Raw genomic sequence first — 8,042 nt, forward strand, 5'->3', positions numbered from 1 at the left:
ATCGATCGAACGAAAAGGGGACCGATGAGCACCGGACACGAGGAGATCGGCGGCGGAGCGCACCCGGTCATCGCGCTGCACGGCTGGTTCGGGTCGGCAGCCGCCTGGCGGGTCCTGCACCCGCACCTGGACACGAGCCGGTTCCGCTACGTCTTCCCCGACTACCGCGGCTACGGCGGGCGCATCGACGAGCCGGGCGAGCACACCCTCGCCGAGGCCGCCGCCGACGTCCTCGCCCTGGCAGACCGGCTCGGGCTGGACACCTTCTCGCTGGTCGGCCACTCGATGGGCGGAGCGGTGGCGCAGCGGGTCCTGGCCGACGCGCCGCAGCGGGTCCGGGCGCTGGTCGGCATCTCCCCGGTCCCGGCGTCGGGAGTGCCCTTCGACGATCAGGGCTGGGCGCTGTTCTCCGGCGCCGCCGACGACCTCGCCAACCGCCGCGCCATCATCGACCTGACCACGGGCAACAGGCTCACCGCGGTGTGGCTGGACGCGATGGTCGAGCACTCCCGCAAGCACTCCGAGCCGGCCGCCGTCGCCGACTACCTCCGCGCCTGGGCCACGACCGACTTCCACGCCGAGATCGACGGGAACCCGGTGCCGGTCAAGGTGATCGCCGGAGAGCACGACCCGGCGCTCGGCGAGGACACCATGAAGGCCACCTTCGCCCAGTGGTACCCCCACTGCGACGTCGAGGTCTTCCCCAACGCAGGCCACTACGCGATCGACGAAACCCCGATCGCCCTGGCCACCACCCTCGAACGCTTCCTGACCACGAGCGCCCTCTAGCGATCCTGCGCTCCGGAAATCAGACGGGCAGGAGGGTGGAGACCAGGTGGGTGAGGCGCCTGGTGTTGCGGCACTCGTGCATGTCGGCGATGCGGGCGTAGTCGCGGGCCGCTGAATCGCCCGTCGACCAGCGCGGTTCCGGTTCGGGGTTGAGCCAGAAGACGTGGCGGGCCCGCTGCTTGATGGTGTGCAGGGCGTCGAGGTTGGGGTTCCAGCCGTTCGTCCTGGCATCGCCGAGGACGAGGACCGACGTGCGCGGCCCCACGGCGTCCAGGTACTTGTCGGTGAACTCGGCCAGCGCGTTGCCGTAGTCGCTGCTGTCGTGCCAGCCGGTGACCGCGGCCTCGGTGAGGATGCTGCGCCCGAGCTCGACGGGATCGGCCGCGCCCGATTCGATCATGCGGGTGACCTCGTCGGTGCGGTTGACGAAGGCGAAGACCCGGACCTTGCTGAACTGGTCGTGCAGGGCCTGGACCAGCAGCATCGTGAAGTGGGCGAACCCGGCGACCGAGCCCGAGACATCGCACAGCAGCACGATCTCGGGCCGCGCCGGGCGGTGGTGGGCGTAGGCGGGGCGCAGCGGCACGCCGCCGGTGGACAGCGATCGGCGCAGCGTGCGGCGCAGGTCGATGGTTCCCCTGGCGGCGCGGCGGCGCCGGGCGGCCATGCGCGTGGCGAGCTTGCGCGCCAGCGGCTGCACGGCGCGGCGGAGGTCGGCCAGCTGCTCGCGGCCGGCGTTGAGGAAGTCGACCTGGTCGGCGCTCGGCGCGATGGCGTGCTTGGCGACGTGGTCGGCGCCGCGCAGTTCCGCGGAGCGGCGGCGCGCCTCGGTGCGGACGCGGTCGCGGAAGGTGTCGATGCGGCGGCGGATCTCGTCGCGGTCGAACCGATCGGTGAAGTCCTCCTCGGCGTCACCGCGCATCGCCGCGAGCACTCGGGCCAGCAGCGTCTGCGGCTGCAGTCGTTCCAGCGTCTGGTGCGCCGACCAGCCCTGCGGGCCGTCCGCGCCGCCGAAGTGCCCGAGCGCGTCCACGGCCTCGCCGGCGAGCTGTCCGAGCGCGCCCGAGTCATCGCCCGCCAGGGCTTGCACCAACCGCTGCTCGAGGTCGGATTCGTCGCCGTTGCGGGCGCTCTCGGGTGCTCCCACCCCGGCGGGGAAGTAGAGGTCGAACGCGGCGTCGAAGGCCTTGCGCTGCCCGTCGGCGCGCAGCAGGGCCGCGGCCAGCCCCTCCCGCAGGCGTTCCCGGTCGGCCATCCCGAGGACTTCCAAGACCGCTGCGGCGTCGACGGTCTCGCCCGGACCGACGCGCACGCCCTGCTCACGCAGCGCCCCGGCGAAGCCGACCAGGCGAGCCTGCAACGTCATGGCACGACCAGTTTCTCGGTGGCGCGGCGAACGTCGTCCTGGTGCTTGAGGATCACCCCGAGGCTGTCGCGCACCACGTCCTCGTCGAGGGTGTCCGCGCCGAGCGCGAGCAGCGTGCGGGCCCAGTCGATCGTCTCGGCCACCGACGGCGACTTGCGCAGCTGCATCCCGCGCAGCGCCCCGACGACCTCCACGACCGATCCGGCCAGCGCCTCATCGAGCCCGGGCACCTTGAGCCGCACGATGCGCTGCTCCAGCTCGGCGTCGGGGAAGTCGATGTGCAGGAACAGGCAGCGGCGGCGCAGCGCTTCGGACAGCTCGCGGGTGGCGTTGGAAGTCAACACCACGAACGGTCGCTGCGAGGCGCTGATCGTGCCGAGCTCGGGAACGGTGACCTGGAAGTCGCTGAGCACCTCCAGCAGCAGTCCTTCGACCTCGACGTCGGCCTTGTCGGTCTCGTCGATGAGCAGCACCGTCGGTTCGTCCCCGCTGATCGCCGTCAGCAGCGGCCTGGACAGCAGGAACTCCTCGCTGAAGATGTCGGTGCGGGCCTCGTCCCAGGTCTCGTCGCGACCGGCGGTGATGCGCAGCAGCTGCTTGGCGTGGTTCCACTCGTAGAGGGCCCGCGCCTCGTCGATGCCCTCGTAGCACTGCAACCGCACCAGCCGCGCTTCGGCGACGGCGGCGACGGCCTTGGCCAGCTCGGTCTTGCCGACGCCTGCCGGGCCTTCGACGAGCAGCGGTTTGCCGAGCTTGTCGGCGAGGAACACCGTGGTGGCCACGGCGGTGGAGGCCAGGTAGCCGGTCTCGGCCAGCTTCTCGACGACGTCGTCGACCGACTCGAAGATGCCCGTTCGCCCGTCGGTCACCGCACGCTCCCCTCGCCGAATCCCATACCGAACGGTTGCTCAGTGCGCGGGCTCGTGTCCAACGGAAGTGACGCCGGTCACGTGCAGCGGAAAGTGGTGTCGTGCAAGCCCGTCGCGCCGTCGGGGACGACGCCCTGACGCGCTTCGGTCTGCGGTGTTCCGGTGCGGTCGAGGGCGCGGCACTGCACCACGTGGTCTCCCGGTGCGAGGTCGAGCCTGGCCCGCCACATGCGCCAGGTGTCGCGGCCGACCTCGGTGGCCAGCTCCGCGGACTGCCACGGGCCGCCGTCGACGCGGACCTGCACGGCGTCGATGCCGGTGTGCTGCGCCCACGCGATCCCCGCGACGGTCACCGGACCGGCCGGGACCTGCGCTGCCCGCTGCGGGCGGTCGATGCGCGACTGGGTCTTGATCGGCCCAAGCCGAGCCCAGCCGCGCTGTTGCCAGTAGGCGCGCCGGTCGAAGGTGGTGACCTCGGCGTCGACCAGCCACTTGGTGGCCGAGACGTAGCCGTAGAGGCCGGGAACGACCATGCGCACCGGGAACCCGTGCTTGGCCGGCAGCGGCTCGCCGTTCATCTCGAAGGCCAGCAGCGCGCCCCGGTCGGGTTCCAGCAGCACGTCGACGGGGGTGCCCGCGGTGTAGCCGTCGGTGCTGGTGGTCAGCAGCTGCTGCGCTCCCGGCCGGACCCCGGCCTCCAGCAGCAGGTCGCGGACCGGCACGCCGACGAACTGGGCCGTGGAGATGAGGTTGCCGCCGACCTCGTTGGACACGCACGCGAGGGTGATCGTCCGCGACTCCAAGCGCCGGTTGATCAGGTCGGTGAACGACAGGTCCAGCTCCCGGTCGACCATGCCGTGCAGCCGCAGCCGCCAGTTCTCGGCGCGCAGCTGCGGCACGACCAGGGCGGTGTCGATCCGGTAGAAGTCGCGGTTGGTGGTCAGGAACGTCGGCGTCCCGTCGGCGACGAAGTCCGCGCCCGCCGGGATCGGGGGCGGTGGCACCTTCGGCAACCGGCCCGCCACCGCCTCCCGCGAGGCCGTCACCCCGGACCCCTTCGACAGCGCACTCCCGCCGATGCCGGCCAGCCCGGCCCCGACCACGACCAGACCGGAGGTCGCCAGGAAACGCCGCCGGTCGATCTCGGTGGCCACCGGAGCCCGCCCGGCGCGGTGCAGCCAGGCGAACACGCCCACTCCGACGGCCGCCGCGACCAGCGAGGGCAGCGGCCCGCCCTCGGGCCGGCTCAACGCGGCCACCACGCCGACCAGCCCGAACGCGCCGATCAGCAGTGCGCCGGGCAGCACCGAGCGTCGCGAGGACAGCCCCGCCACCACCGCGAGCGCGGCGATGACCAGCGCCATGCCGACGATCAGCGCGAGCTTGTCGGCGGTGCCGAACACCGCCACCGCGAACTCCTTCACACCCGGCGGGACCAGGTCGATGAAGGCACCACCGACGGCCACCGGGGGAGAGGTGCGCGGATCGCTGAAACCGGCGACCAGGTGCCCGGCGGCCAGCGCGGAGCCGGCGGCGAGCAGTCCGATCGTGGCCGCACGGCCACGGGAGAGCGAAGTCATGCCTCCATTCGAGCTCGGTTCACCGGTCGCGGCCAGAGTTCGGGCTCGGGCGTAAGAGAGCCGAAAGTTCTTGTGGAACGATGACATCGCGGCTCGATCGGGGACGTCGGGCCCGCCGTCGTCCTAGCGTCGGGGCGTGCGAATTCTGCTGACCGGCGCCGCCGGGTTCATCGGCTCGGCCATCGCCGACACCCTCACCGCCCACGGCCACGAGATCGTCGCGCTCGACGCGCTGCTGCCCCAGGCCCACGGCGCCCCTCCCGAAACCCGGCACCCGCTGGTGCGCGGGGACGTGCGCGACGCCGAGCTGGTGCGCGAGCTGCTGCGCGGGGTGGACGCGGTCTGTCACCAGGCCGCGATGGTCGGCCACGGCGTCGACCCGTCCGACATGCCCGACTACGCCGCCCACAACGACCTCGGCACGGCGGTGCTGCTGGCCGCGATGCACGAGACCGGCGTGCGACGGCTGGTGCTGGCCTCCTCGATGGTCGTCTACGGGGAAGGCCGCTACCGCTGCGCCGAACACGGTCTGGTCCGCCCCGGTCAGCGACGCGCCGAGGACCTCGATGCCGGTCGGTTCGAGCCGCCGTGCTCGTGCTGCGCCGAACCCCTGGAACCCGAGCTGGTGCCCGAGGACGCGGTGCTCGACCCGCGCAGCACCTACGCGGCCACCAAGCTCGCGCAGGAGCACCTGGCGGCGGCCTGGGCCCACCAGACCGGCGGGGAGGTGCGAGCGCTGCGCTACCACAACGTCTACGGCCCCTGGATGCCCAACGGCACCCCGTACGCCGGCGTGGCCTCGCTGTTCCGCTCCGCGCTGCACCGGGGCCTGGCCCCGACGGTGCTGGAGGACGGACGGCAGCGGCGCGACTTCGTGCACGTCCACGACGTCGCCGCCGCCAACCTCGCCGCGCTGGAGACCTCCGGGCCACCGGGGGAGCTGGACGCGGTCAACATCTGCTCCGGGCAGCCGCACACCATCGGAGAACTCGCCGAGTTGTTGTCGCTGGCCTGCGGCGGTCCCGCTCCGGAGGTGGTGGGCGGGGCTCGGCCCAACGACGTCCGGCACGTCGTCGCCGATCCGGCCAAGGCCCGGCGGGTGCTCGGGTTCCGCGCGACGGTCGAATTCGCCGATGGGGTGCGGGAATTCGCCGACGCTCCGCTGCGAGCTGTGTGAGGGGTCGGTGTGTTCGCTGCTTCAGGTGCGGGACTCAGCTCGCACCGCCGAGCACGCCGTCAGCGGTTCGCGGCACCGTCGGCCAGCGGTAGGCGCACCTCGAACCGGCAACCGGGGCCGTGGTTGCGGGCGTGGATCTCGCCGTGGTGGGCCTGCACCAGGCCGCGCGCGATCGCCAGCCCGAGCCCGGCCCCGGCCGGTTCCCGCTCGTTGTCGCCCCGCGCGTGATCTCCCCGGTAGGCCACCTCGAAGACCCGCTCCAGCTCCGCCGCGTCGATGCCGCCGCACCCGTCGTCGACCCGCAGCCACGCCTGGTGGCCCTCCCGGCCCGCGGTGAGCACCACCGAACCGCGCGGCGGGGTGTGCCGGATGGCGTTGGACAGCAGGTTGCGCACCACGCGCGCGAGTTCGGGATCGCTGCCGGAGACCACCGGCCACTGCTCGGTCTCGGTCGCCAGCCGCACACCGCGCCGCTGCGCGCGCGGGTGCTCGGCGGCGACGGCCTCGTTGACCACGTCGTGCAGCGGCACGGCGGAGAACTCCAGGTGCAGCGCGCCCGCGGTGATCCGGGAGAGCTCGAACAGGTCGTCCACCATCCGCGACAGCCGTTCGGTCTCGCCCTGGATCCGGCTCGCGTAGGAGCAGACCTCGTCGGGCTCGTCCACCACGCCGTCGGCCAGCGCCTCGGCCATCGCGCGGATGCCCGCAAGGGGAGTCCGCAGGTCGTGGCTGATCCAGGCCACCAGCTCGCGGCGGGAGGCCTCGGCGGCGCGTTCGCGGGCGCGGGCCTCGCGCTCCCACACGCTCCGGCGCGCGATGTTGCGTCCCAGCACCACCGCGACCGGGACGGTGATCACCCCGACGGCGGTGCAGATGACGACCACGGTGGTCAGCAGCGGGCCGAACATGAACCCGGTGACGCCGAGGACGCCCGCCATGGTGGCCAGCAGCGGCACCAGCACCAGTACCGTGAGCGCGGTCGCGAGCGAGCGGTGCCGGAGCAGGTAGAGCAGCCCGGCCCCGATCAGCGCCACCGGCAGGGACAGGCCGATCGCGTACGGCGCGACGTGGGTGAGCTCGGTGAGCAGGTCCATCAGCCCGCCTCGGGGTCGTAGCGGTAGCCGACGCCCCACACGGTGCTGATCCGGTGGGGTCGGTCGGGTCTCGGCTCGATCTTCTCCCGCAGTCGTCTCATGTGGACGGTCACGGTGGACTGGTCGCCGAAGTTCCATCCCCACACCGATTCCAGCAACTCGGCGCGGGTGAAGGCCCGGCGCGGGTTGCGCATCAGGTAGGCCAGCAGGTCGAACTCGCGAGTGGTCAGCGACAGCTCGACGCCGTCGAGCGTGCAGCGGCGGGCATCCGGATCGAGCGCCAGGACGCCGTCCACGACGGACTCCTGCGCGGCGGGCGGGGAGTGGGTGGCGCGGCGCAGCACCGAGGTCACCCGCAGCACCAGCTCCCGTGGGCTGAAGGGTTTGACCACGTAGTCGTCGGCGCCCAGCTCCAGGCCCGCGACCCGGTCGGACTCCTCGCCCAGCGCGGTCAGCATCACCACCGGGACCGGCCCGCGCTCGCGCACCCTGCGGCACACCTCCAGGCCTCCGATGCCCGGCAGCATGAGGTCCAGCACGATCAGGTCCGGCCTGCGTTCGGCGTTGCTGCGCAGGGCCGTCTCGCCGTCGTCGGCGAGGTCGACCTGGTAGCCGGCGCGCTCCAGGTAGCGTCGGACGACATCGCGCACCGCGTGGTCGTCGTCGACGACCAGCACCCGTCCGGACTGTTCCCGCATCCCGATCACCAGCTCGTCGCGATCACGTGGTTGACCGCCAGCGCGATCACCGCCTGCGCCCCCAGCCACCACCGCCGGGAACCGGCGGGCAGCAGGGCGCCTCCCACAGCGAACCACACCCCGAACGGCAACCAGATCCGCTCGACCTCAGCCTTGCTCAGCCCGGACAGATCCGCCACCAGCACGGCCACCCCAGCCGCCAGGACGAGCCCCCGCACCGCATCAACCCGCGACACCGCGGCAACCACCTCCCCAACTCCACGAGTTCCCCGTCCCCCGGTCCTCGACGCCCCCTCACCCGTCGAGGCTGGTGACCCGATTACGGCCCTATTCCGGGACCCGAGGGCCTGTCTGATTTTTCGTGGGTGAGGCGGTGGTCGGTTTCTAGTTGAGGCTGATCCGGTCGCCGTAGAACATCACGAGGGTGTTCAGGGCCTGTTTCCAGCCGTGCGTTCGCCCGGTGACGTTA

General features: G+C 72.3%; 8 protein-coding genes. 2 read left to right on the forward strand and 6 right to left on the reverse strand.

Features of this window, described 5'->3' with window-relative positions:
• Window positions 1-24: 24 nt before the first annotated feature.
• A complete protein-coding gene (locus KBO27_RS32665) occupies window positions 25-789 on the forward strand; it encodes an alpha/beta fold hydrolase (RefSeq protein WP_210973720.1) in 765 nt (254 codons plus the stop codon).
• Between the two features lie 19 nt (window positions 790-808).
• Here KBO27_RS32665 and KBO27_RS32670 read toward each other — a convergent pair whose 3' ends face one another.
• From KBO27_RS32670 to KBO27_RS32680, 3 genes are all read right to left on the reverse strand, one after another.
• Window positions 809-2,155 (reverse strand): vWA domain-containing protein, encoded by a 1,347-nt coding sequence (locus KBO27_RS32670; protein ID WP_210973721.1) that lies wholly within the window; start codon window positions 2,153-2,155, stop codon window positions 809-811.
• Window positions 2,152-3,024, reverse strand: a complete 873-nt coding sequence (locus tag KBO27_RS32675) for an AAA family ATPase (protein WP_207922235.1) — start codon at window positions 3,022-3,024, stop codon at window positions 2,152-2,154. The genes KBO27_RS32670 and KBO27_RS32675 overlap by 4 nt, the downstream gene beginning before the upstream one ends.
• Window positions 3,025-3,101: 77 nt before the next feature.
• A complete protein-coding gene (locus tag KBO27_RS32680) occupies window positions 3,102-4,604 on the reverse strand; it encodes a molybdopterin-dependent oxidoreductase (RefSeq protein WP_210973722.1) in 1,503 nt (500 codons plus the stop codon).
• 136 nt (window positions 4,605-4,740) lie between these two features.
• Here KBO27_RS32680 and KBO27_RS32685 point away from each other — a divergent pair, with 136 nt between their 5' ends.
• A complete protein-coding gene (locus KBO27_RS32685) occupies window positions 4,741-5,781 on the forward strand; it encodes an NAD-dependent epimerase/dehydratase family protein (RefSeq protein ID WP_210973723.1) in 1,041 nt (346 codons plus the stop codon).
• Between the two features lie 59 nt (window positions 5,782-5,840).
• On the opposite strand, the gene KBO27_RS32690 is transcribed toward KBO27_RS32685, so the two are convergent.
• From KBO27_RS32690 to KBO27_RS32700, 3 genes are read right to left on the reverse strand one after another with little or no spacing between them, the layout of a single operon-like run.
• On the reverse strand, window positions 5,841-6,875 hold the full coding sequence (locus tag KBO27_RS32690; RefSeq protein WP_210973724.1) for a sensor histidine kinase: 1,035 nt from the start codon (window positions 6,873-6,875) through the stop codon (window positions 5,841-5,843).
• On the reverse strand, window positions 6,875-7,573 hold the full coding sequence (locus KBO27_RS32695) for a response regulator transcription factor (RefSeq protein ID WP_210973725.1): 699 nt from the start codon (window positions 7,571-7,573) through the stop codon (window positions 6,875-6,877). The genes KBO27_RS32690 and KBO27_RS32695 overlap by 1 nt, the downstream gene beginning before the upstream one ends.
• Before the next feature lie 5 nt (window positions 7,574-7,578).
• Window positions 7,579-7,809 carry a hypothetical protein gene (locus KBO27_RS32700; protein ID WP_210973726.1) on the reverse strand — a complete coding sequence of 77 codons (231 nt, stop codon included), beginning with the start codon at window positions 7,807-7,809 and terminating at the stop codon, window positions 7,579-7,581.
• Between the last annotated feature and the right edge of the window lie 233 nt (window positions 7,810-8,042).

Source organism: Saccharopolyspora endophytica (genome assembly GCF_018070075.1).
In the GTDB taxonomy this organism is placed as follows: domain Bacteria; phylum Actinomycetota; class Actinomycetes; order Mycobacteriales; family Pseudonocardiaceae; genus Saccharopolyspora; species Saccharopolyspora endophytica.